16 protein-coding genes and 1 tRNA gene are annotated in these 24325 nt (G+C 52.3%); 8 read left to right on the forward strand and 9 right to left on the reverse strand.

Annotated features, from left to right (window positions below):
• Nucleotides 1–138: 138 nt before the first annotated feature.
• Both CA264_RS13465 and CA264_RS13470 read left to right on the forward strand, forming a co-directional pair.
• Nucleotides 139–1032, forward strand: coding sequence for an alpha/beta fold hydrolase (locus tag CA264_RS13465; RefSeq protein WP_025607884.1), 894 nt, complete (start codon nucleotides 139–141; stop codon nucleotides 1030–1032).
• A 98-nt stretch (nucleotides 1033–1130) separates the two neighbouring features.
• The gene (locus tag CA264_RS13470) at nucleotides 1131–1316 is read left to right on the forward strand and encodes a hypothetical protein (protein WP_025607885.1); all 186 of its coding nucleotides are present in this window, start codon (nucleotides 1131–1133) and stop codon (nucleotides 1314–1316) included.
• Between the two features lie 89 nt (nucleotides 1317–1405).
• On the opposite strand, the gene CA264_RS13475 is transcribed toward CA264_RS13470, so the two are convergent.
• Nucleotides 1406–2809: an FAD-binding oxidoreductase gene (locus CA264_RS13475; RefSeq protein ID WP_025607886.1), complete on the reverse strand. Its 1404-nt coding sequence runs from the start codon at nucleotides 2807–2809 to the stop codon at nucleotides 1406–1408.
• Nucleotides 2810–2933: 124 nt separating this feature from the next.
• On the opposite strand from CA264_RS13475, the gene CA264_RS13480 reads away from it, so the two are divergent.
• The gene (locus tag CA264_RS13480) at nucleotides 2934–3494 is read left to right on the forward strand and encodes a C40 family peptidase (protein ID WP_025607887.1); all 561 of its coding nucleotides are present in this window, start codon (nucleotides 2934–2936) and stop codon (nucleotides 3492–3494) included.
• Nucleotides 3495–3630: 136 nt separating this feature from the next.
• Nucleotides 3631–6765: a TonB-dependent receptor gene (locus tag CA264_RS13485; protein ID WP_025607888.1), complete on the forward strand. Its 3135-nt coding sequence runs from the start codon at nucleotides 3631–3633 to the stop codon at nucleotides 6763–6765.
• A 71-nt stretch (nucleotides 6766–6836) separates the two neighbouring features.
• On the opposite strand, the gene CA264_RS13490 is transcribed toward CA264_RS13485, so the two are convergent.
• Entirely contained in the window at nucleotides 6837–7979 is a 1143-nt protein-coding gene (locus CA264_RS13490) for a hypothetical protein (protein WP_157593703.1), read from the reverse strand.
• A gap of 11 nt (nucleotides 7980–7990) precedes the next feature.
• A complete protein-coding gene (locus CA264_RS13495) occupies nucleotides 7991–10561 on the reverse strand; it encodes a TonB-dependent receptor (protein ID WP_025607891.1) in 2571 nt (856 codons plus the stop codon).
• A gap of 1148 nt (nucleotides 10562–11709) precedes the next feature.
• On the opposite strand from CA264_RS13495, the gene CA264_RS13500 reads away from it, so the two are divergent.
• The 4 genes from CA264_RS13500 to CA264_RS13515 all read left to right on the forward strand — a co-directional run bounded on the left by CA264_RS13500 (nucleotide 11710) and on the right by CA264_RS13515 (nucleotide 17021).
• The gene (locus CA264_RS13500) at nucleotides 11710–14919 is read left to right on the forward strand and encodes a TonB-dependent receptor (protein ID WP_071784598.1); all 3210 of its coding nucleotides are present in this window, start codon (nucleotides 11710–11712) and stop codon (nucleotides 14917–14919) included.
• A 120-nt stretch (nucleotides 14920–15039) separates the two neighbouring features.
• Nucleotides 15040–15113, forward strand: a tRNA-Ala gene (locus CA264_RS13505).
• 630 nt (nucleotides 15114–15743) lie between these two features.
• Nucleotides 15744–16178 (forward strand): DUF2267 domain-containing protein, encoded by a 435-nt coding sequence (locus CA264_RS13510; RefSeq protein WP_025607894.1) that lies wholly within the window; start codon nucleotides 15744–15746, stop codon nucleotides 16176–16178.
• 75 nt (nucleotides 16179–16253) lie between these two features.
• Nucleotides 16254–17021 (forward strand): hypothetical protein, encoded by a 768-nt coding sequence (locus CA264_RS13515; RefSeq protein ID WP_025607895.1) that lies wholly within the window; start codon nucleotides 16254–16256, stop codon nucleotides 17019–17021.
• A gap of 59 nt (nucleotides 17022–17080) precedes the next feature.
• Here the strand turns inward: CA264_RS13515 and cysK are convergent, their stop codons facing one another.
• The 6 genes from cysK to CA264_RS13545 all read right to left on the reverse strand — a co-directional run bounded on the left by cysK (nucleotide 17081) and on the right by CA264_RS13545 (nucleotide 24266).
• Nucleotides 17081–17998, reverse strand: a complete 918-nt coding sequence (gene cysK, locus CA264_RS13520) for a cysteine synthase A (protein WP_025607896.1) — start codon at nucleotides 17996–17998, stop codon at nucleotides 17081–17083.
• 18 nt (nucleotides 17999–18016) lie between these two features.
• Complete coding sequence (gene epsC / locus CA264_RS13525; RefSeq protein WP_025607897.1) at nucleotides 18017–18850, reverse strand: serine O-acetyltransferase EpsC; 834 nt, start codon at nucleotides 18848–18850, stop codon at nucleotides 18017–18019.
• A 151-nt stretch (nucleotides 18851–19001) separates the two neighbouring features.
• A complete protein-coding gene (locus CA264_RS13530; protein ID WP_157593704.1) occupies nucleotides 19002–19703 on the reverse strand; it encodes a hypothetical protein in 702 nt (233 codons plus the stop codon).
• A gap of 323 nt (nucleotides 19704–20026) precedes the next feature.
• Entirely contained in the window at nucleotides 20027–21199 is a 1173-nt protein-coding gene (locus CA264_RS13535) for a hypothetical protein (protein WP_025607899.1), read from the reverse strand.
• A 253-nt stretch (nucleotides 21200–21452) separates the two neighbouring features.
• Nucleotides 21453–22634, reverse strand: coding sequence for an MFS transporter (locus CA264_RS13540; protein ID WP_025607901.1), 1182 nt, complete (start codon nucleotides 22632–22634; stop codon nucleotides 21453–21455).
• 168 nt (nucleotides 22635–22802) lie between these two features.
• A complete protein-coding gene (locus CA264_RS13545; protein WP_025607902.1) occupies nucleotides 22803–24266 on the reverse strand; it encodes an aldehyde dehydrogenase family protein in 1464 nt (487 codons plus the stop codon).
• Between the last annotated feature and the right edge of the window lie 59 nt (nucleotides 24267–24325).

Consider the following 24325-nt stretch of genomic DNA (forward strand, 5'->3'; position numbering starts at 1 on the left):
ATACTTTACTGCAGATAGACACCAGGGCTACCTCCTTTAAAATATTGTTTTCGCCTGAAGGGCATCCATTTTTAAGTTAAACGAACAACCTCCCCCCCATTTCAAAGTATAGCCTAGTAGCAATCACCCTAACTTACTATGAAACCGGACTGGCTGGATAAAAAGGAATACCCCTTTACATCTAAATACCTAGAGGTTGAGGCAGGCAGGATGCACTATATAGATGAGGGAGCAGGCAAACCGATCGTGATGATACACGGCACGCCATCCTGGTCTTTTCTCTACCGCAACCTGATTAAGATCCTACGCAAAGAGTACCGCTGCATTGCCTTCGACATGATTGGCTTTGGGCTGTCAGACAAACCGAAGGACTGGAACTACAAGCCGCGCTCCCATGCCGCTAACTTTGAGCGCCTAATGGAGCACCTGCAGCTAAAGGACATCACGCTTCTGTTACATGACTTCGGTACCCCGATAGGCCTGTCTTATGCCATCCGCCACCCTGAGAATGTTTCCAGCATCGTAATGCTTAACTCCTGGACGTGGTCGCTCTCCAAGCACCAGAGCTTCTCAAAGGCCAGCAAATATCTGGTTGGGCCTCTGGGCAAGTTCCTGCACTCCAAGCTGCACGTTTCAACGCACACGCTGATTCACGAACTGTTTAAGGATGAGGAGGAAATGCCCGATCCCATCAAAGAGCACTATATAAAAGCGCTTGGCAACCCCGAGGACCGCGTACGCAACCTGGCATGCGCCCGTGAGTTGGTCGGGGCCAGCAAATGGTACGATGAGCTGTGGAAGGAGCGCAAGAAGATACAGGACACCCCTACCCTTATTCTGTGGGGTGAGCGCGACAAGCTAATCAAGGTGGAGGCGCTGCAACGCTGGAAGAAGTTTTTCCACGAGTGCTATGTCATTCCGTTTGAAGACGGGGGGCACTTCTTACAGGAAGAAAGCGCCGACGAACTCGCGAGCTACGTCAGCAACTTTATCAAGGAGGAGAAGAAAAAACACGAGCTGGTAGATGAGTAGCAGGCCCTGCCATAAAAAATCAGCAACACACCGACGCCGACTACAGTAAAAAACAATAAAGGAAGTTTAACTCAATATATACCAACACAATTCATGCTATGAGAATCCCACAAAAAAATACCCCCACCCCCAATACACAAAAAGAGGCACCACTCAACGAATCACATATTAACCTGATGCAGTCCTGGCTAAACCTGCGCGGCATGGACAACAAGCTGGCCGACACCAGGTACAGAGACATGGCAGAACCGCCAAAGACGGAGAGAAAGGGGAAGAGCCTATGAGCTATAGCCTCCGCAGTAGAAAGGCCACTCACACCGCTCACTATAAAAAGCAGGCGCAGCACCATGGTACTGCGCCTGTTCTTTGTTTATTAAAAAATCTTCCCCGGGTTAAGTATGCCCCGCGGGTCGAAGAGGTCTTTGATGCCGCGCATCAACCGCAGCTGGATGTCGTTCAGGGCTATGTTGATATACTGCCGCTGCACCAGTCCAATACCGTGCTCCCCGGAGATGGTACCGCCAAGCTCCACGCACAGCCTGAAAATCTCTTTGATCCCCTCCGGTAGTTTGTTGTTCCAGTCTTCATCGCTCATGTCGCCTTTTACGATGTTGATGTGCAGGTTACCGTCGCCGGCGTGGCCGTAGCACACGGACTTGAAGTTATACCTGGCTCCGATCTCCTTCACACCTTTCAGCAGCCTTGGCAGCTCCGCACGCGGCACCACGGTATCCTCCTCTTTATAGATAGAGTTTCCTTTAACGGCATGGGCTACATTGCGGCGCAGTAGCCACAGGTCGTTTTTTTGCTTCTCAGTGTCGGCCACCAATATCTCGCCCACGTCAAACGCCTCCAGCACATCGTACACGCGCTCCGCGTCTTTGAACAGCAGGTCCATGTCGTTGCCGTCCAGCTCTATGAGCAGGTGGGCTTTTATGTCCTCCGGCAGGCTTACCTCCAGGTTCAGGTAACGGGAGGCCCACTCAATGGCTTCACGCTCCATAAACTCCATCGCCGACGGCACAATGCCCGCCACGAATATTTTAGATACCGCCGCGCAGGCTTCCTCCTCGCTCCGGAAGGGCACCAGCATGACCAGGTTCTGAGGCGGGTAAGGGATGAGCTTGAATACAACTTTGGTAATAATTCCCAAAGTACCCTCGCTGCCCACCATCAACTGTGTCAGGTTATAGCCCGTGGCGTTTTTTAGCACATTGGCACCCGTCCAGGTGATTTCACCGGTCGGCAGCACCACTTCCACGTTCAGCACATAGTCCTTCGTTACACCGTACTTCACAGCCCGCGGCCCGCCGCTCGACTCGCTCAGGTTACCGCCTAGAAAGCAGCTGCCGCGGCTGGACGGGTCCGGTGGGTAAAACAGGCCGCGCTCAATTACAGCCTCCTGAAACACTTGGGTAATCACACCTGGCTCCACGGTGGCTTGCAGGTTGCGCTCATCGATCTCGATAATCTGGTTCAGGCGCTCCGTAGAAAGTATAACGCCTTTGTGTACCGCCAGGGCACCGCCACTCAGGCCCGTTCCGGCACCACGCGGTGTCACGGGGATGGTATTTTCGTGGCAGTACTGCATAATACGGCTGATCTCGGCAGCGTTAGCAGGTTTGAGTACGATTTCCGGCTCATAGCGCAGGTCTTCGGTCTCGTCGTGGGTGTAGCGCAGCATGTCTTCGGCGGCGGCAGGCAGTAGCACATACTCCTCCCCGACGATTGCCGAAAATGCTTTTACAGCCTCAGGTGTGATTGGATTGAATTTCATTTTTAAAAAGCTGGGCTTATCCTTAAATTAGCCAGTGATTATATATTGTTCTACTTGCATTGCAAAATACACTTTGAAAACACTTTTTACTACATCTGCCCTTTTTATCTTTTTTTTACTGCTGATGGCTTCTTGTCAGTCATCGCAGGTGGTGTTCAGCAAACGAGGAGAAGAGTACAAATCGGCCCGTGAGATTGCCGCCGAGAAACGCGCCGCGCGCAAAAGCGGCAAAAGCCGGGAGCGCATTGCCTCCACCTCCAAGGACCGCACCAGCCGCACCCGTGTCCGCAACCTAGATAAAGACGTTGCCACTGTTATACAAACAGCACGCTCCTATACTGGCGTTCCATACCGTTGGGGCGGCACTACCCGTGTGGGCATGGACTGCTCCGGCTTGCTGTGCACCTCCTTCCAAAGTATAGACGCCACCCTTCCCCGTACCTCCGAAGAGCAGAGCCGCTACGGCGATGAGGTGAAGCCGAAAGACCTGCGCGAAGGCGACCTCGTGTTTTTTGGCGAGAACAAGCGCAACATTACCCATGTGGGCATGGTAACAGAAGTCGTAAGCCGGGAGGAGGTACGTTTCATACATGCTTCCACATCGCTGGGCGTGATGGAAAACAACCTCTACTCCGATTACTATAAAAAGCTGTTCATAAAGGCTGTCCGCCCGCCTGTTTTTTAGTTTACTCCCTGCCCTGCATAGAGCAATTATTATACTTATATTTCAAATTTTTATAATTATGTAATATTAAAAGGCTGCAAGTCACGTACTTAATAACTAATTGAAATGATTGTGTCTCATTTAGTTATCAGGTACTATGAAACTTCTCTACAACGTATTTCTCCTTTTTATTTTCTGCGTACTTCCGGTGCAACTTTTATGGGCCCAGGGAGCAACGACAGCAGCGCTTAGCGGCACCGTAAAAGACCAGACGGGTACAGCCCTGCCCGGCGCTACGGTGATCGCCATCCACACACCAACGAACACGCAGTATGTGGCCAGCACGAACACCGATGGCTACTACAACATCCAGAACATGCGCGTTGGCGGGCCCTACACCGTCACCACCTCCTACATCGGCTATCAGGAGCAGCGCATTAGCAGCGTGAACCTGGCGCTAGGCCAGACCGCCCGGGTCGACTTTTCGCTGGCGGAGAGCTCTCGCCAGTTGGGAGAGGTGGAAATTGTGGGCGAGCAGAACGACGTCTTTAACCAGGACCGGACGGGCGCTGCCACCAACGTATCGCGGGACCAGATAGAAAACCTGCCTACCCTGAGCCGCAGCCTGCAGGACTTCACAAGGCTTACACCGCAGGCGTCGGGCAACTCCATCGCCGGCTCCAACAACCGCTACAACAACATCACCATAGACGGTGCCGTGAACAATGACGTTTTTGGCCTGTCCGGCAGTGGTACACCGGGGGGCCAGGCTGGCTCCCAGCCTATTTCGCTGGACGCGATTCAGGAGATACAGGTGGTGGTGGCACCCTACGATGTGAAGCTCGGCAACTTTACGGGCGGGGGCGTGAACGCCGTGACCCGCTCCGGCACCAACACCTTTACCGGCTCCGTGTATGGCTACGGCCGCAACGAGGACATCATTGGCAAATCGGTGGTGGAGCCGCGGGAAAAAGCGGATGAGTTTAAGAACTACCAGTACGGGGTACGCTTAGGGGGCCCCATCATCCAGGATAAGCTCTTCTTCTTCTTTAACTACGACGCCACCCGCTTTACAGAGCCAGTGCGCTTTGCCCCGGGCTCCACGGAGTCACAGATCCCCTTTGATGTGGCGCAGGAGTTGTCGGAATATGTGCAAAGCACCTATGGCTACGACGTTGGCTCCTTCGGCGCCATTGACCGGGAAACGCAAAGCGACAAGTTCTTCGGCCGTATTGACTGGAACATCAACGACAAGCACCAGCTAACCGTCCGCCATAACGTGGTGGATGCTTTTGACGATAACATCTCGCGCAGCAGCGATGAAATCCGTTTCGGGAACAACGCCTACCGCTTTAACAGCACCACCCACAGCTCGGTGCTGGAGCTTAACAGCCGCTTCTCCAATGAGTTCTCCAACAACCTGATTATAGGCTATACCCGCATCCGGGACAGCCGGGAAGCGCAGGGGGAGTTTTTCCCGCAGGTCACGATCTTTGACCCCATCGCCGACTTTGAATTTGGCTCACAGCGCTCCTCCACCGCAAACGAACTGGACCAGGACATCTTTGAGTTTACAGACAACTTTACCTACCTGCTGGGCCGCCACAACTTCACCATCGGCACACACAACGAGTTCTTCGATTTCCGGAACCTGTTTATCAACAACTTTAACGGGCGCTGGGAGTTCAACAGCCTGGAGGATTTCTACAACAACAACCCGAGGCGGGTGCGCGCCACGTACTCGCTCCTGGACAACAACCCCACCCCTGCGGCTGAGTTCAACGCCCTCCAGCTGGGTTTTTACGCGCAGGATGAGTACACTGCGTCAGAGCAGCTGCGCCTGACACTGGGCCTGCGCGTAGACATTCCCGTGTTCCCGGACAAGCCGCAGGAGAACACGCAGTTCGAGAACGACTTCCGGAACGTGTACCCGGGGCTTGAGACGGATCGCACGCCAAGCGGACAACTGCTCTGGGCGCCCCGCTTCGGCTTTAACTTTACCCCGACCGAAGACCGCTCGCTGCAGTTCCGGGGTGGTACCGGTATCTTCACCGGCCGTGTGCCATTTGTGTGGCTGTCGAACCAGTTCGTGAACACTGGCACCATACTCGGCACCATCGACCGCCGCAACCCCGACAGCTTTGTGGAGGATGTTAACCAACTGATCGACCCCTCCCAGCCGCAGACCTTTGAGATAAACGTAATCGAAGATGACTTTAAGCTGCCGCAAGTATGGCGTAGCAACCTGGCTATAGACTACACGCTGCCGTACGAGGTCTTCCTGACCGTGGAGGGAATCTACTCCAAAACCCTGAACGACGTGGTGTACAAAGACCTGAACCTCGTTGACCCCGTTGGCACCTTGCCCGGAGACAGCCCGGACAACCGCGAAATCTACCCGAGCAACAGGCGCATTAACGAAAGCTACACCAACGTGATCCTGTTGGACAACACAGACGAAGGGTACCGCTACAGCCTAACAGGCCAGCTGCGCAAGGACTTTGTAAACGGGCTGCAGATGACGCTGGCGTACACCTACGGCAAGTCGAAGGATGTGAACAGCGGCACCAACTCCACGGCGCTTTCCAACTATGAGTTCAACCAGATCGTGAACAACCCGAACGACCCGCAGCTCTCGTACTCCCGCTTCGATATCCGCCACCGCATTATTGGCAGCGCCGGCTACACTTTCCGGTACGGGGCTAACGACAACTTCGCCACAGGTATATCCCTGTTTTACCAGGGGCAGTCTGGCCAGCCGTTTACCTACCTTTACAACGGAGACCTGAACCGGGAGGGCAACTTTGCCAATGACCTGATTTACGTGCCCCGCGACCAAAGCGAGATCAACCTGGTGCCTTTCAGCTCCGGCGGGGTAACCTACTCAGCAGACGAGCAATGGGAAGCGCTGGACGACTTTATAGAGAACGATGACTACCTCAGCGACCGCCGCGGCCAGTACGCCGAGCGCAACGGGGCCCGCATGCCCTGGACACACCAGTTCGACCTCCGCGTGTTTCAGGACTTTATGCTCGAAGCAGGCAACAACCGCCACAAGTTCCAAATCACGTTCGATATCTTTAACGTGGGCAACCTCCTCAACCATGAGTGGGGCCACCAGTACTTTGTGAGCAACGAGGCGAACGAGATAATCCGCTACGCCGGCCTTGACGACGACGGCATCCCCACCTTTACCTTTAACCCCAACAGCAGGCGGTACAACATCGCCCCCTTCGCCTCCAGGTGGCAGGGCCAGCTAGGCTTAAGGTATTTGTTTAACGACCGGCAGTAACTGCAGCTGTAAAAGCAAAAAGGCCTCCCGCTGTATGCGGGAGGCCTTTTTGCTTTTAAACTACTCTACAACTACTCACCTTCTTCAGCAAGTGTGTAGTCTCCGGACTCTCTCTTGATTAAAGTCACCGTGTTGGTTTTGTTACCACTCTTATAGTAGGCATACGTTACTTCAAACTTCTGCCCTACTTCTTCGTTAGGGAACTTGTTCTTCAGGAAGCCTGAAAGTGCAACAAGAACATCTTCGTCGCTCCAGTAGTTGTCGTTACCCGCCCAGCTTTGGTAGAAATTAAGATACTTTGGATCCCCCAGGTTATCTCTTTGTGGCTGAGTTCCCAACTCAGGCTGTTTTGAGATCCAAACATAATCGTCAGCTACCAGCGTGTAGCTCTTGGTAAGGTCTGGCACCCAGGTACCTTGTTTCTTCTTAAGCTGCAGAACGGCTTCTTCTACCGCTTCAGGGTTCACTTTAACCCATTCGCTTCCGTTGTAGACCATCCCCAGCACCTGCTGCGTAGTAGTTTTGTTGCTATAGTAAGCATAGCTTACATACTTCACATCGCCTGCTACTGCACCGAATACAGTATTAGACAGAAGTTTATTAAAATACTCCGGAAGCAGATCGTCATCAGAGGATGAGAAGTCCGAACGCTTACCTACAGACGCATAATCTTCATCAGATACGTGATAAATATTACGCCACGCGCCATCTTTAAAATAGAAAGAATCTGTCACAGTGCTTGTTGCACCATTCTGGTAGTAATCATAAGTTAGCACCACCAGCTGATTCTCTACAGCATCCGGATATTTGTGCTCCAGCAGCTTAACCAAGTCACCGGCAGAGTTGAAGTTATCATGCGATTCTCCGGTGAAATCATAGTCCTCTGCCACTGCAGTATACTTTTCTACTTCTGATACCGAGCTGTTATAGCCCGGGAACATAAGTTTGTTGTAAGTAACTCGCACCGTAGAACCATTTTCTAAGTGGGAGTACGCCTCGTTTAGGAACTCCGGAATTGCTGCAGCAGCCTTCTCCTCTGTGGTGAAGTAGCTTTTGCCTTTAACCTCGGTGTAATCCTCGGACGATAGCGTAACATCTACTTTCTTGGTGAACGGCCCTTTTAGGGCGTCTAACTCATCGTAAACGTCTTCCATCGGGTCACATGCACTGAACACGACCATCAAAGAAGACAGAAGGTATAATATCTTTTTCATCTAAGTATTTTTTAGAAGTTAATTTTTAGGCCTGTAGTCCAGGTTCTGCCGATGCCGTAGAACACGGTAGAGTTGGCAGCGTTGCTAACCGTTCTCTCGTTGTCAGTGCCTGCGTTTACTGTTTCGAACACCGCCTGCGCATCAGAGATGTACTCTGTGTTGAGAACGTTATTCACATTTGCATAAAGCGACGCGTCCAGGCCTGCAATTTTAATCTTAAACACAGCGTTCAGGTCTAGCAGTGAGTAGTTTGGCACTTTCCAAGGTGTTAAACCCGGCTTGTCCAGCGTTGTTGGGTCAAACTCAGAGTAGAAGTCGCCATAATAGTTATAATCTACACCAACCTTAAGCTCTTTGAATACTTTGTAGTCCACACCAAGAGCCGCAGTAGTCTGAGCAGCGTCCCCAACTTTAAGCCCTTCCATGTAAAGCGGACCTATAGTTTTGGAGATTGTCTGTGTTTCGTCAGTTACCGTTACCTCATCCAGGTTGCTATTCCACTCCCAGTCACCAAATGACGCCATACCTCTGATAGTAAGCTTATCAGTAGGCATATAGCTGAAGTCAACTTCCACACCCTGGTGCAGGGCATCAACACCAAGAATGTTAGCAAAGAAAAAGCTTCCTGACTCCTGACCTGGGAATCTCTGTGTGAAAGAGCGGTCTCTCCAGTTGGTTCTGTACAGGTTGATGTTGGCGTTCAGCTTTGAAGTTCTGTAACCGTAGCCTAATTCGTAGCTAAGGATCTTCTCGTTCTGCGCATCCGGGTTTACTACGTTCTGGTTGTTCAGGAACACAGCGTTGAAGAACGGTGCTTTCTCAAAATAGCCAAGGTTAGCAAACACGTTGTGGTTTTCATTCAGGTTGTAGTTGGCACCACCTTTTGCCTGGTAGCCGAAGAAGTGCTGGAAGTCTGTTTCCTGGTTGCCTTCTTCATACAGAAAGTGGTCAATTCTCTTGTAGGAGGTGTTAGAGGCCGCAAGCGAAACGAAAGCAGAAAGTGGTCCTGAGCTGTACTCACCCTGCAGGAAGCCACCCTCCCACAGCACAACGCCATCGTTGTAGTAGTTGATCTTGTCGCCTACAGTAGCTCTGTTGTTAGGGTTGTTCACATTGCTCTGGTCCAGCACATACTCAGCACCCAGCAAATCGGTTACTTCTGTAAAGTGTTTGCCTTTGTAGTATCTCAAGTCAAGGCCGGCAAGCAGGTTTATCTTCTCGTTCAGGCTCTTTTGGTATGTACTCAGGGCACCATACCAGTTGTGGTCGTTTCTGGAGGCACGAAGGTAAGTCAAAGCATGGCCGTCAGCAGAGTTGGTGTTCGCTTCAACCGCTGCATCCAAATCGTAAGGTGAGTATGCGTTACCTGTTCTTGGCAGTACACCTGTGAAAGCGCCACCACCACCTGTGCCAACAGAAGCATAAAGTGCAGTAGAAAGGAAAGAGTTCTCGTCGATAGTCCAGTAGTGGTTAAGAGAGAACTGTGGTTTGTGGTAGAAGTTATCCTCTACACTTACTTTTTCTCCGTTCAGTACACCCCAGTCAGGGTTCCACTTAATGCCTTGTGGAGCATCTCTGAACTCCTGGATAGATTTGCGGGTTTGTCTCTGGCCGTGCCACTGTGGTGCGCCGAAACCAGTAAGGGAGATTGTGTGGTTCTTGTTGATCAGCTTAGAAACGTTGAAGAAGTAGTTGTACGCCTCAAACTGCAGGCCGTCAGCCCAACCGTTGCCTTCTGTTTTAGAGCCGGAAGCTGCAAACGCCCAGCCATCCTCAGTTAAACCTGTTGAGTAGGTAAAGGCAACTTTGTTATAGCCATCGTTACCGATGCCGTAGAAAACAGAGCCTCCTTTTGTAGCATCAGTAGTTTTAGTGATGATGTTGATCGTACCACCGATAGAAGGCACCGCCACTTTAGAGGCACCAAGGCCACGCTGCACCTGCATTGACTTCGTCACGTCTGTCAGACCGGCCCAGTTAGACCAGTACACCGAGCCGTTCTCCATGTCGTTTACCGGCACACCGTTGATCATTACGGCGATGTTAGCGTTTTTAAAACCTCTCAGGTTTATTCTCGAGTCACCGAAGCCGCCACCTTGCTTCGTTGCGTACACACCTGGTGTAGACTTCAGAAGCTCAGGGAACTCCTGGTTTGAGGCTTTCTCGGTGATGATCTCGCTGGTGATCGTGGAGATAGCCACCGGCGTTTCCCTGTCAATGGCGTAGCTGTTCGCAGTGATCAGTACTTCGTTGATAGAGGTTACGTTAGGCTCCAGAAGGATAGTGCCCAGGTTCTTCTTGCCGTTCAAACCGGCAATGGAAACTTCTTTCTGCATATAGCCAACATAGTTAACTAATACAGCAGACGCATTCGCGTCATCTACCTGTAGGGTAAAGGTACCGTCCAGCGTGGTAGGCGCTGCTTTTTCTGTACCTTTTAGGATAACTGTTGCTCCTGGCAAGGGCTCTTTCGTTGTGGCGTCCACAACTTTACCTGTAACGGTGCCTTGAGCAAACAAGTCCCTTGGCGTTAAACTGGTTAGCAACACCAGAAAAACAAGACTAAGTAAATTGTACTTCATCTTTTAGATGTTAAGAATTGGTTGGTTGATTGATTTTGGCGCAAAAATACAACCCTAGTTCGTTAACTTTCAACTAAAAGCATTAAAAAAAGATAAATTAACCTCTCTATACTTTATGCTTTTTTAATATAAAAACCTCAGTGTTTTTATGCATATACAAGATTTACAACCAATTGCAAATCACAACTAAACACACCACCAAACCAATCCTGTTTATATAATACAACAATCACACATCAGTTAATCCAGCCTGAAAAATTTAACTATATAATGATTATCAGGTTTACTCCATAGAGGAACATAGACCTAAAAACAACCGCCAATAAAGGCTTAATGCTTATAAAAGTATATATTTATAAATACATCGTTCAGAAACACAACCAAAGCTACCTTGTATTATTTAACCTTTTACCAAGCAACAAACAAAGCACAGCATAATTATAATTATACAAGCTACCTTAAAGGTACTTATAGTAAAATAAATAAATTTAATAACATTTGTTAAGCGATAAACACCATAATCACAAAACAACAACTAGTACGTTTCCCATACATACACTAACTTATATAGCCAAGAAATAATAAAACAAAAGCAGGAGAAGCTCACCTGAAATAAAAGACCGCCACTACAGCAAAAGCGAAGCAAGCAACGCCAGCCACAACTTACCCACCTCACTCCATCATAAAGCAGAAGCATAGAACAGAACTTAAGCCATAAAAGACAACAAGCGCCACAGCAACAAATATTGCATTTTAGCAACAAAAGCGCTAAAGCCACGGCAAACACACCACACATATATTTGCCAAAGCAGATATATGATATTAGCATGGCACCGGAACAAGGAACACCAACCCGATACTTGTGAAACACCTCCTTATAAGTCACTACAGATCAAATTATTACTAGCCGCTATCTGGAAATTCGGGTAAACGGTTAAACATCAACTTTGGAAACAAATAAATAATATCAGGTGTGCTTGTATTATCACCAACACCGGTTACTTTTGCGGGCAAAATCAATCAACCCATTTATGAAAAACTTTTATAATGCCTCGCTGCCCACACTTAACGGTATAAGGCGTAGTAAGGAGCAAAGAGTTACAGCCCAACATCACAAGAATTTCTTCAAGAGATTCTTACTCTCCAGTATGCTCATGTTGTTATTTGCCGCCGGTGTACAGGCCCAGGTAACGACAAGTGGCATCAACGGTGTCGTTAAAGACTCGCAGGGCGAAACCCTGATCGGCGCTACCGTGCAAGCGATCCATCAGCCCTCAGGCACCACCTATGGTACGACAACCAACGCTGAAGGCCAGTTCACAATCCCTAACATGCGTGTTGGCGGCCCTTATACGGTTAACGTTTCGTATATCGGCTTTAACACCAGAACGTACAACGGCCTTAACTTAACGCTGGGTAACCCGCTGAGACTGGATGTGGCACTGGAAATGCAGTCAAACGCTTTGTCAGAGGTTACAATCGTTTCAGACAAGAACTCTGTGATCAGCGCCCAAAGAAACGGCACAGCTACAAACGTGTCGCAGGAGCAGATTTCGGAGCTTCCGACTATCAGCAGAAGCGTGCAGGATTTTGCCCGCCTGACGCCACAGGCTTCGGCCATGACCAACAACTCTGACGGCAGCCCGATGGGTGTTACATTTGCCGGCCAGTCTAACAAGTTCAACCAGTTTACAGTAGACGGTGCCAACGCCAATGACGCCTTTGGCCTTTCTGCCTCAGGTACCAACGGCGGACAGGCTGCCGCTAACCCAATCCCGCTTGAGTCTGTTCAGGAACTCCAGGTGTTGCTTTCTCCGTACGAAGTAACACAGGGTGGTTTCACAGGTGGTGGTATCAACGCCGTTACAAAGAGTGGTACCAACGCCTTCCACGGTTCAGCTTATACTTATTACCAGAACCAGGACTTTATTGGCGAAGGGGTTACAACTGACCTGAAGTACGCTGATTTTAGCAAGAAGACCTACGGTGCCAGCCTTGGCGGCCCTATCCTGAAGAACAAACTGTTCTTCTTTGCTAACGCTGAAAGAATCGAGAGCTCTACCCCGTTACCTTTTAACCCAGCTGAAGCTGGCTCAGGCTCTAAATTCGATGTGGAGACGCTGCAGTCGATCCGCGATTATGTTAGAAACACCTACAACTACGACCTTGGCGGCTTTACCGACATCAACAAAGAGATTACCTCTACTTCTTTGTTTGCCCGTCTGGACTGGAACATCAGCAACAAGCATAAGTTAACGCTTCGCCACAGCTATATCCAGGGCGACAACGACGCCTTGAGCCGCAGCGCCAACAGCATAACGTTCGCAAACAGTGGCTATACGTTCTCTAACAACCAGAACTCCTCTGTGATTGAGTTGAACAGTAACTTCGACAACAACACGTCTAACGTGTTCCGCGTTACCTACAACCGCATCCGCGACAGCAGAAAGACAGGCCTGTTCCCGAACGTGTCTATCCAGTCTAACTCATTGAACTACAACCTGGGTTCAGATTATTCTTCAGCCCGCAACAGCCTTGACCAGGACAACTTTACGTTGGTAGATAACTTCACCATCTACAAGGGAGCTCACACGATCACGATCGGTACCAACAACGAGTTCTATAACACGAATAACGTGTTCCTGCAGAACTACTACGGCTCTTATACTTACAAAGACGTAGAGGTGAAAGACGCAAATGGCAAAGTGATAGGCAGCATCCCAGCCTACCAGCTGTTTATGGAAAACAAGAAGGCTCCGTCTAACTACTATGTAGGCTTCTCTACGAAGGGTGGTAACGATGATGCCGCGTCAGTGATACATGCTGCTCAGTTTGGTTTGTACGCCCAGGATGTCTGGAACGTGACGGACAGGTTCAGATTGACGTACGGCTTGCGTGTAGACATGCCAGTGTTCTTCAACAAACCGGATGAAAACGAGCTGTTCAACAAGTCTGAGTTTGCCTCGAAGTATGACGTAGCCACAAACAAGCCTCCGAAGACAACGCTGTACTACTCTCCGCGTGTGGGCTTTAACCTGGATGTTAACGGCGATGGAGCAACACAGCTGCGCGGTGGTGCCGGTTTATTCACAGGCCGTGTTCCTTTTGTATGGATCTCTAACCAGTATGGTGGTACAGGCGTAGCCTCTATCAGATACAGCACGACAGGCTCAAAGTCTCCGGACCTGCGCTTCGAGTATGACCCTACCGACACGCACTTGGGTTCATTTATCCCATCGGAGTACAAAACAGCTGCTACTGAGATCAACGTAACAGACCGTAATTTCAAGTTCCCGCAGGTTTTCCGCACCAACTTAGCCGTTGACCAGCAACTGCCTTGGTGGGGACTGGTAGGAACCCTGGAAGGTATGTACACCAAAACGCTGAACAACATCGAGTACAAGAACCTTAACCTGAAAGCGCCTGAGGGAGATGTAACCATCGGTAACTCTACGCGCCCTTGGTATAGCTCAAGAATCAGCTCTGACTTTACAGACGTTATTTACTTAACCAACACAAGCAAAGGCTACTCTTACAACTTTACAGCGCAGTTGCAAAAGCCAATGGAAAGAGGCTGGACTGGTAGCATCGCCTACACCTACGGCCACTCCATGTCCCTGAACGACGGCACCAGCTCTACAGCGATGTCTAACTGGCGTTATGCGTACAACGTAGACGGCCTTAACAACCTGGACCTGGCGCGCTCTAACTACGACCTTGGCTCACGTGTGGTAGGCTACGCTTCTAAAACCGTGAAGTATGGTCGCTTTGCCACCACTGTTGGCTTAGTGTACACCGGTCAGTCTGGTTCTACACTGTCTTACCTGTACGATGGCAACATCAACGGTGATGACCTTTCTGGCAACACCAATGATGCGAGCTTGTTCTATGTACCGGCAACGTTTGAAGAAGCAAACCTTGTGGCCTTCACAAGAGACGGCAAAACAGTTGCTCCAGAGCAGCAGTGGGCCGACTTCCAGGCTTTCGTAGCTGACAACGAGTACCTGAAGGACAACATGGGCAAAGTTACTGAGCGCAACGGCGACAGAATGCCTTGGGAAAACCACTTCGACCTGAAGATTGCTCAGGACATCTACGTAGTGAAAGACCACAAGCTGCAGTTGGGTATCGACGTGATCAACGTTAGCAACCTGCTGAACAAAGACTGGGGCTGGAGCTACTATCAGTCTAACCAGAGCATGAACATCTTCCAACGCTCAGGAGACCCTTCACAAACGCCAGGCTTTAAGTTCGATATAACGAAAATGAATGAGGTTGAAGGCAAACTGAAGCCGTACACTGTAAGTGACTACGGTTCACGCTGGAAAGCTCAGGTAAGCTTACGTTACTCTTTCTAGTCTTCGAGGCTTTAAGATCAAATAAAAAGGGGGCAGCTTTCGCTGCCCCCTTTTTATTTGATTATTTTTTTGCCGTATGTTTTGCTTCTAAAATATTTCCCCTATTTTTGTGCTCACAATGGGGGATTAGCTCAGCTGGCTAGAGCGCTTGCATGGCATGCAAGAGGTCATCGGTTCGACTCCGATATTCTCCACGAAAGGCAACCCCACCGGTTGCCTTTTTTGTTTCCCATGTTGCCAAGTGCTTTTACTCAGCTGTCAGACTAAAAACGGCAGAGGCTCATAAAGTAAGTATTCCGGCATGGATGTTTCAGCAGCACAGTGAAGTAAATAAAAGGGCTCCCCTCACGGCTAATTAGCCTCTACGCCTGCTGCCCTGCTCTCCACAAACACGCCACTTGATCAAATTATCAGATTTGTTTGGTTGGCCCCTCCCCCTGGTGCCGCAAAAGTTGATTGGCTGTAGCGTCTTGCCCCTCACCTTTCCACCTAAAGCCTTTTGAGCTTAGCAAGAGGTTACTATCTGTGTATTGATAGCCAACTTGCCTGCTCATCTCGCCTTCGCCTACTTAGGCCGTACTTTTATCCGCTTTATAGCTATTAACACCGAGGGAGAACCAGTACTGGTAGTATACAAGCACCGCCTTATTCTCCCCATCATCTTCCCCTTTTATGCGTGCCAGCCCATACTTTAACAGCTGTACCGAGCGCTTACCCTTACCTAAATATAGCAGAGGCTTCACCGCTTAACGCCTGCCACTCCGGAACCGGCGCGCGGCCAGGCCGTATTTTCATAGAAGTGTTTCACCAAAAAGGAGGCAGCTATGGGTTTTAACTTTGAGGACAAACAGAAAGACGCCATCAACCTACTGAAAAAAGTAGCCGAGGAGATGGGGACGGAAGACCTTAACCAGGCAGCCCGAGTATTTCGGGCAGTGCTGCAGGCAATCCGCGACAGGCTTCCGGTAAACGACGCCGTGCACTTCGCCGCACAGCTCCCCATTATCTGGAAAGGCGTGTACTACGACCAATACGACCCGGCCAAAGTGCCGGTAAAGATCCGCGACAGGAAAGAGTGGATTGAGTTTATACGCAGCAAGAACGCTTTTGCAGCCAACAACGACTTTCAGCAGGACAGCGATATTGTGGAGGCGTTCCAGGAGGTGTTTAAGGCGCTGCACCACTGTGTGTCGGCGGAAGAGCTGCAGAAGGTGAAAGACGCCATGCACCAGGATATTCAGGAGCTGCTGGAAGTATAACCCTGCTAAAACGAAGTACAAAAGGCACAGTTTGCGTATACGAGGCAGATTGTGCCTTTTATACTTTAGCTCCCTATGAAAAAAACCTTTATTGCCCTGCTCGCTATACTTGGCCTCGGCGCCTGTGGCCAGCAGGAATCAGAACTCACACGAAGCACAGCAGCCGTAGAAGCAACCGCAGAGGACACAGTGGCCAGTGCCACCGAACCCACAGCCAACTGCCAGGTAGCCGCCCCTGTGCTACTGCCGCCACAGCAGCCCGTAGCAGACCCGAGCCTTGCCAGCTACCTGCAACAGCTACAAGAGGCGGTTCAAACCCTTGATGAGGCACAGCTGCGCCAGCTCCTCTCCCCCAACATTAGTACCAGCTTTGGAGGCAGCGGTGGCTGGGAAAGCTTTCAGGGGCAGTGGCACCCGGAAAATGACAGCGCTGAAGTATGGCTACTGCTCGAGCGCCTGCTGCGCCTGGGCGGCGGTTACCCACTGGAGCGCAACCAAGGCCTGTATGCCCTGCCTTACGTCTACAGCAACTGGCCAGACTCCCTGGACGCTTTTTCGCATGTGGCTGTTACGAGCAGAAGTGCCGTGTTGCGGCAGGAGCCTGCCGCTAACGCGCCCGCCGTCTGCACGCTCGACCGGCTTATCCTTCAGGCAGACTACGCCAAGTCTTACCCACAACAGCAGGGGCCTCAAAAGGAATGGTGGTACGTAGAGACTACAGACGGCAGCCAAAGCGGTTACATCAACCACGCAGACGTGTACAGCCCCGTCGGCTACCGGGCCATCTTTAACAAAGACGCGCAGGGCCAGTGGCGTATGACGGCGCTCGTCTCGGGCGATTAAAAAAAGCCTCCCGCCAGCGAATGGCGGGAGGCTTTTATACTTTCGAGGCGATTTTATACTTACACGAACAGCCCCTCTACAGACAGATAGCGCTCGCCGGTATCGTAGCAGAAAGTAAGCACCTTGGCTCCCTCGGGAACTTCCTCCTCTATCTTTTTACCAACAGCCGCCAGCGAGGCCCCGGAAGAAATGCCGACAAACAGCCCTTCTTCGCGGGCGGCACGGCGAGTGTAGTCAAAGGCTTCGTCCTGCTGTACCTTTATCACGCCATCCAGCAGCGTGGTATCCATAATCTGAGGAATGAACCCTGCGCCAATACCCTGCAGCGGGTGCGGCCCCGGCTCCCCTCCGCTCAGCACGGGCGAAGCGGCAGGCTCCACAGCAAACACTTTCAGGTTCGGGAACTTATCTTTCAGCACTTTAGCCACCCCGGTGATATGCCCTCCGGTGCCCACGCCAGTAATCAGGTAGTCCAGCCCGTCCGGGAAGTCCTGCAGAATCTCCTGGGCAGTCGTATCTATGTGGATCTGCGTGTTCGCCTCGTTGTCGAACTGCATCGGCATCCAGGCATCGCTGTTTTCCTGCACCATCTCCCGCGCACGCTCTATGGCGCCTTTCATCCCCTTCTCACGCGGCGTCAGCTCCAGCTTGGCCCCGTAGGCGGCCATCAGGCGGCGGCGCTCAATCGACATCGACTCCGGCATAACCAAAATGAGCTGGTAGCCTTTTACAGCCGCCACCATGGCCAGCCCCACGCCCGTGTTACCGGAGGTAGGCTCGATAATCACGCTATCCTCTTTCAGGATGCCCTTGCGTTCGGCATCTTCAATCATGGCCAGGGCAATGCGGTCTTTTATGCTGCCGCCCGGGTTGCTGCGCTCCAGCTTCATCCAGACTTCCACGTCCTTGTTATAAAGCTTATTGATGCGCACGTGCGGTGTGTTGCCTATGGCTTCGAGTACTGTATTCGCTTTCATATGTTTCTCTGTTTTTGTTTAGATGGAAAAATTGATGATGCCGGTCGGATCAGCGGAACGGCGCACGTTTATCTGCGGGTTGTGGTACACGCGCGAGTAGGGCGGTACGCTTTCGGTCAGCCACACGTTGCCCCCGATGATGCTGTTGGAGCCTACCACCGTGTTGCCGCCCAGTATGGTTGCCCCGGCGTAAATCACCACGTTATCCTCTATGGTGGGGTGGCGCTTGATGTTGGCCATCGCTTTGTCCACGCTAAGCGCCCCGAGCGTTACGCCCTGGTACACCTTCACATGGTTACCGATCACGCAGGTCTCCCCGATCACGAGGCCGGTGCCGTGGTCTATGCAGAAGCGCGAGCCGATCTGGGCACCGGGATGGATGTCGATACCGGTGCGGGCGTGGGCATACTCGGTCAGCACACGCGGCAGCAGCGGCACCCGCAACTGGTAAAGGGTATGCGCCATGCGGTAAATGGCCACGGCCTTAAAGCCCGGGTAGGTGCGGATCACCTCTTCTATACTTTGTGCCGCGGGATCGCCGGCGGCAATGGCTTTGGCATCCAGCAGAAGCAGTTCGTAAGTATAGGGCAGCTCCTGCATCATGCGCTCGGCCAGCTCCCCTGCCGGCATCGGCAGCTCCTGCTCCATGCTCGTCAGGATGCGCATCATGTTCACCTGCAAGCCGTCGGCAAACGCCTCCAGCTCCTGCACCGTATCGAAGCGCTCATCAGCCAGCGGCGGGAACAGTAGTTGCAGCACCCCCTCCACCAGGTTGCACATGGCAGAGGCCGGCACCTGGTGCTTCGCCTTTTGATGGCTGTTGAATAAGGTCTCTAAAAGTTGACTGTTCATGCTCTCTCTAAAAACGTATGCCGCAAGTTGGTGTTTTAGGCTCAACAAAAAAAGAGGCCGGTTGTTATGATAAAACACCTTCTGAGGCCCATACAACAGGAAAGGGTGCCCCTGGGGGCACCCTTTCCTGTTGTATATCTTTAGGTTATGCTTAGTCGCGGCAGAACTCAATCACATCGATGGCTCCACCTCCGCTGCGGCTGTTTTCGTTGCCGAACACCACGCGCAGCTTTGCCACACCCGGTGTGTCCACGCGCAGGCGGGTGGCGCCGTAGGCACCGGTTACCGGCAGCGGCATGGTTTTTATCACCTCGCCCTCCTTGTCCAGCAGTTCCAGCCTGGAGTCTGCCTCATCTTCGGTAATATCGAGCACGTGCAGGCCTTTCAGGGTAATGCTGCCCATGGCAGAGAAGTCCAGTTCAATACTAGAGCCTCTGTCGTACAGGCTGGCGAACTTGCTGTTGCTGCGCCCCACCGTGAGCACATTGCCCATTGGGCGGATAGCGGCCGGGCTAGGCGTTTTAAAGTCCTGGTTCCGGCGGTCGGGCGCGCTTGTATCAAACAGCAGCGCCGTATTTTGCCTGAAGTAGCGGTCCTGGAACATGCGGTAATGCGCCGAAACGCGAACCGGCGTGTTTTGGCTGTACACTGTCGTCACCGTGCCGTGGCTCGTTTCTACTGGCGTATCCTCCTCGAACTCAATAATCTCGCAGCTGGAGGGGTCCGTTCCGAAGTTTTTGCTCTGGGAGGCTGCAAAAGGGTTTACTTCTTGTTGCTCTTCCGCCTTGTCACACCCCATCAACACGACACTAAACACACCACAAGCCAAGGCTTTCAAAGTAAAATTTTTCATACTACACGTTTTTGATAACTGGATAATTCTAAAAAACGCAGTCCTATCTTTTGCAGCCCTATAGCAAGGGAGCCAAGCAGGTATACCTCAATAAAAAAAGTTGAATATAGAAGTATAAAGGAAATAGAATAGAACTGCGGTATGGAGTTGTGTACGACACCTCTTCAGAAACGGCTATAAAAATGTGCAATTTTTAGCAGGCCGGTTGCGCTACAAAAATTGCACTTGTACTATACTACCCGGCGCACCTGCCTTACCAGCCGCACCATAAAAAAAGGGGAGTACCTGCAGGTGCTCCCCTTTTTTTATGGTGCGGTGCGGTGTTAGTCGCAGTGGCCCGGGCCGATAACGCCGTTGTTATACTTATCCAGTGTGGTAGCCAGAGAGGTAAACTGCTCGCGCAGCGCCTTCTCATGCTTTGTTACCTGGCTTGGCTTGTACTTGTTAAACAGCTCTGTAGCCTTGTTGTACGCCTCCAGCGCCTCTCCGCTCATGCCTGCACCGGCAGCTACGTTGAGCGTGGCAGCCACGTACTGGTGCGCCAGAACGATGTACGCGCTTCCCTTTGGCGACTGTGGCAGAATGCTGAAGTAGGTGTAACCCGACATAAAGAAAGGCTTGCTGTAGTACGCATCCCAGGTGTTGTCATACTTCTTCTGGTTATTACTGTCGGCATGCGTTTTCCAATAGCCTTGCGTACGGGTGCAGCCCCCGGTAGCCGGTGGTGTCGGCGTGGCGGCTTCGGTGCAGAACAGGATGTTGTCGATACCCCCTGAGCCCACGTTCGCATCGCCGTCCAGCACCACGATCAGTTTCTCCACGTTTTTCGTGCCTTTCAGATCCACCGTCTGCACGCTTCCCTCCTCCTCGTTGGTGGCAAGCGGGAAGTCCACGGTTCCGCCTCCGGTCAGCATCAGCCTTACGTAGGACTTGTTCTCCAGAGGCGTTGCGTCGATATCCACTACATCGATGGACTGCAGCGTCACAGCCCCTTCCACCTCTCTGAAGTCCAGCTCTATTGTTGCGCCCCAGGCGTTGTCGTTAGGGCCGGCTATTCTGATGCCGTTCCCGGTGCCGGACGGGTCGTAGGTGCCGTCGGGGTTATTGGCGATTTCCTGCTGCGTAAACTGGTTTGCGATCAGGATTTTGCCCAGCTTGGTTGCTCGGCCCAGGTCATGGGCATCATCCCCGGTAGGCTTCACCGTATCATAAACCCTGGCAACGTTTACATCCGAGTAAACGCCTCCCTCGCTTCTGTGGGTATTTTTTACCCGCACAGGCCCGAACGGTGTGGCCACATGGTCAATAAACGGCAGGGCCTCAGGGTTATCAGCAGTGTACTCTTCAAAATTGATGGCGTAGCAGTTCCCATCAATCACGTTGTCGTTTATCTGATCCATCATTCCCGGGGTTACCTCCTCTGTGTTCTCACAGCCCATCAGCACCACCGCAGCCAGGCCACAGCCAAGCGCACTCCAATAAAAGTTCTTTTTCATAGTTAACGTATAGGATTGTTTAAATTTTACTCCTTGCCTTGCACCACTGCTACAGCAGCATGATCAGCAATAAACACCCATACTTGTTTCGTTCAAAAAAAGATACTCTACAACCCTAAAAAACAACAAACGGCAGCTGTAGCAACGGGATATAGTGCAAAACATGAAAAAACAGCGGCAGCAGGAACGCCATACTTTCAGGAGCGTGCAACAGAGTCTTTTCGGCGCTGCACGCTCCTGCACCGGGCGAGGTTTAGGAGTAGTGCAGTACAGCCTTCCGCCGCACGACCAGCACCAGGTACAGAAAGGCCATCAGGGAAAACACCGCTGCGGTCCAGAACACCAGGGTAAAGTTGCTGCTCTCGTTGCCGTAAAGCCAGCCAGAGCACAGCGCCCCCAGCCCGATGCCTGCCTCCAGGGCAATGTACATGGTGGCCATGGCCCTGCCCCGGTGCTCCTCGTGGCTCAGGTCGATCGTCCAGGCGTAGACTGTGGGCGAGTTCATGCCGGTGGCCATACCAAAGAGCACCCCGGCCAGCAGCAGCTCCGTCGCCGACGACACGGTCCCGATCACGAGCATTGCCAGCGTCAGCAGCCCGGTGCTGACACGCAGCACCGCCACCCGCCCATACCTGTCGGAGGCGCGACCGGCCAGAAAACGTATGGTCAGCGAGGAAAGCGTGAAGGAAGTGAAGAAAAGGCCTTTGTTCTCGATCCCCAGGTATTCGCTAAAGTCTGGAATGATGGTGAGGATGGTGCCAAAGGAAAAGGCAGTCAGCAGCATGACCAGCGAAGGAGCCAGCACACGCGGCTCCACAAGCTCTTTGCGTGAGATGCGCAGCAGGCCCAGGCGAAACCGCTGCGGGTTTTTAACGGTTTCGTGCATGTGCCAGATAACCGCCACCGACAGGAAAGCCGCCGCCGAAGAGGCATAGAACATCACATCCACATTATAATGGGCCGCGATAAAGCCGCCCAGTGCCGGTCCCGCCGCCATGCCCAGGCTCCCCGACAGCCCCAGCAGGCCCATTGCCTCCCCGCGCCGCTCCACCGGCACCACATCGGCCACGTAGGCCGACTTCCCCGTGGGCGTAAAACCCGTGGAAAAACCGTGGATGAAGCGCAGCAGCAGAAAGGCCGCCACAGAGCCCACCAAGGGATACATAAAGCCCGCTACAATGCAAACCACACCACCGGCCACCATCACCGGCACACGGCCGATCCGGTCGGCCAGCTTACCGCTGAAGGGCCTGGAGAGGCCTGCGGTCAGGGTGAAGAGGGCGATGATGAGCCCCTTGTACTCTTCGCCGCCCAGGCTGGTAAGGTAGTCGGGCAGCTCCGGGATAATCATGTTAAAGCTAGAGAAAAAAAGAAAGGAGCTTAGGCAAAGTAATCCAAACTGCAATCCATACACCCGCTTTATCTGTTCTGCCATAATTTTTACGTCAAGCTGCAAAATTGGGAAAGGTTTCTGTCTTGTGCTAATCGTGCCGCGCAACGGCACACCCCGATGTACAAAGAAAGGCGCAGATGCCGCCTTTGCCGCATCCACGCCTTTGTTGTACTTCCGGAGAAATCCCCCCCGTTTACGCGTTATCTATCTTTAGAAGGGGTACTTACGCTGCTTGTGCTGCACCGTTATCCACTGCACGGTGGTAAACTCCTCCAGCACAAACTCGCCGTTGAAGCGCCCCAGCCCCGACTCCTTCATACCTCCGAAGGCGGCATTGGCCTCATCGTTCACCGACTGGTCGTTTACGTGCACCATGCCCGTTTCAATACGCTGCGCCAGCTGCACGCCCCGCTCCGTATCGTTGGTCTGGATTGCCCCGCTCAGGCCGTACTGCGTGCCGTTGGCGATTTCCACCGCCTCCTCATCGGTTTTATACTTGATGATCACGGCTACCGGCCCGAATATCTCGTTGTGGGCGATGGGCATGTCGTTTTTCACGTCCGCCAGTACGACAGGCTCCATCAGACGCTCGCTCCGCATCTGGCCATCCACCACTTTTCGGGCACCGGCGCTTATACTGTCCTCCAGGTCGTTCTGGATGCGCTCCACGGCATCTGTATCAATGAGCGGGCCTACAATCGTGCCGTCGTCGGCGGGGTTGCCCACCGGCAGGCCTTTCACCTTGGCGGCAAACTTCTCCACAAACTCATCATGGATCTTCTCGTGCACCAGGATGCGGTTAATGGCGATGCAAATCTGGCCCTGGTGCAGGAACTTGCCAAACACCGCCGCGTCAACGGCCTTGTCCACATCGGCATCGTCCAGCACGATCATCACGTTGTTACCGCCGAGCTCCAGGGAGAGCTTCTTGAGCTTTTTGCCCGCCAGTTCGGCGATCCCCTCCCCTACCGGTGTGGAGCCTGTAAAGGAGATGAGCTTCGGCACGTCATGCGTCACAAAGTCGTCGCCGATATCGGAGCCGCTGCCCACCACCACGCTGAAGAGGCCTTTGGGTAGGCCCGCCTCCTCGAATATCTTCGCCAGCAGCGTGCCTCCGGTAACGGGTGTGTGGGAGGCCGGCTTCAGCACCACGGCGTTGCCCGTTGCCAGGGCCGGCGCCACAGAGCGCATCGACAGGTGGAAGGGGAAGTTCCAGGGGCTGATGACGCCGATCACACCTAAAGGCCTGCGGTACATGCGGCTTTCTTTGCCCGGCGTGTACGAAGGTACAATCAGGCCATGCATGCGCCCCGGGAAAGAGGAGGCCTCGCGGGTGATCTCGAAGGCGTTTTTCCACTCCAGCGTTGCCTTCAGCTTGCTGCTGCCGGATTCCTTCACCAGCCACTCTATGATTTCCTCTTTGCGTTCTTTAATGATCTGGGCGGCTTTCTCGATCACATCGCGCTTCTCGCCCACCGTAGTGGCGGCCCATGCTTTCTGCGCCTCCTGCGCCGCCTTGTAGGCCTCGTCCAGGTCTTGCTTGGTGCCGGGCACAAAAGTGGCCACCGTGCTGCCGTCGAAGGGGTTGATGACCTCCTGCTCCTTGTCTTTTTTGGAGCCGTCGCGCCACTGGCCGTTAATGTATAGCTTGTTTAAGTTTGTATATCGTTCCATAGCTTAGGGGTTATTGGTTCCATAGCAGTGCCTATGCACTGGCTATTATTATACAACTA

Source organism: Pontibacter actiniarum (assembly GCF_003585765.1).
Classification (GTDB): Bacteria; Bacteroidota; Bacteroidia; order Cytophagales; family Hymenobacteraceae; genus Pontibacter; species Pontibacter actiniarum.

Excerpts from the sequence above, each read along its gene's own strand:
- CA264_RS13495 (WP_025607891.1), bottom strand. The coding sequence starts at position 10,561 with ATGAAGTACAATTTACTTAGTCTTGTTTTTCTGGTGTTGCTAACCAGT.
- CA264_RS13485 (WP_025607888.1), top strand. The coding sequence starts at position 3,631 with ATGAAACTTCTCTACAACGTATTTCTCCTTTTTATTTTCTGCGTACTT.
- CA264_RS13465 (WP_025607884.1), top strand. The coding sequence starts at position 139 with ATGAAACCGGACTGGCTGGATAAAAAGGAATACCCCTTTACATCTAAA.
- CA264_RS13500 (WP_071784598.1), top strand. The coding sequence starts at position 11,710 with ATGCTCATGTTGTTATTTGCCGCCGGTGTACAGGCCCAGGTAACGACA.
- CA264_RS13470 (WP_025607885.1), top strand. The coding sequence starts at position 1,131 with ATGAGAATCCCACAAAAAAATACCCCCACCCCCAATACACAAAAAGAG.
- cysK (WP_025607896.1), bottom strand. The coding sequence starts at position 17,998 with ATGAAAGCGAATACAGTACTCGAAGCCATAGGCAACACACCGCACGTG.
- epsC (WP_025607897.1), bottom strand. The coding sequence starts at position 18,850 with ATGAACAGTCAACTTTTAGAGACCTTATTCAACAGCCATCAAAAGGCG.
- CA264_RS13480 (WP_025607887.1), top strand. The coding sequence starts at position 2,934 with ATGGCTTCTTGTCAGTCATCGCAGGTGGTGTTCAGCAAACGAGGAGAA.
- CA264_RS13475 (WP_025607886.1), bottom strand. The coding sequence starts at position 2,809 with ATGAAATTCAATCCAATCACACCTGAGGCTGTAAAAGCATTTTCGGCA.
- CA264_RS13540 (WP_025607901.1), bottom strand. The coding sequence starts at position 22,634 with ATGGCAGAACAGATAAAGCGGGTGTATGGATTGCAGTTTGGATTACTT.
- CA264_RS13545 (WP_025607902.1), bottom strand. The coding sequence starts at position 24,266 with ATGGAACGATATACAAACTTAAACAAGCTATACATTAACGGCCAGTGG.
- CA264_RS13490 (WP_157593703.1), bottom strand. The coding sequence starts at position 7,979 with ATGAAAAAGATATTATACCTTCTGTCTTCTTTGATGGTCGTGTTCAGT.
- CA264_RS13530 (WP_157593704.1), bottom strand. The coding sequence starts at position 19,703 with ATGAAAAATTTTACTTTGAAAGCCTTGGCTTGTGGTGTGTTTAGTGTC.
- CA264_RS13515 (WP_025607895.1), top strand. The coding sequence starts at position 16,254 with ATGAAAAAAACCTTTATTGCCCTGCTCGCTATACTTGGCCTCGGCGCC.
- CA264_RS13510 (WP_025607894.1), top strand. The coding sequence starts at position 15,744 with ATGGGTTTTAACTTTGAGGACAAACAGAAAGACGCCATCAACCTACTG.
- CA264_RS13535 (WP_025607899.1), bottom strand. The coding sequence starts at position 21,199 with ATGAAAAAGAACTTTTATTGGAGTGCGCTTGGCTGTGGCCTGGCTGCG.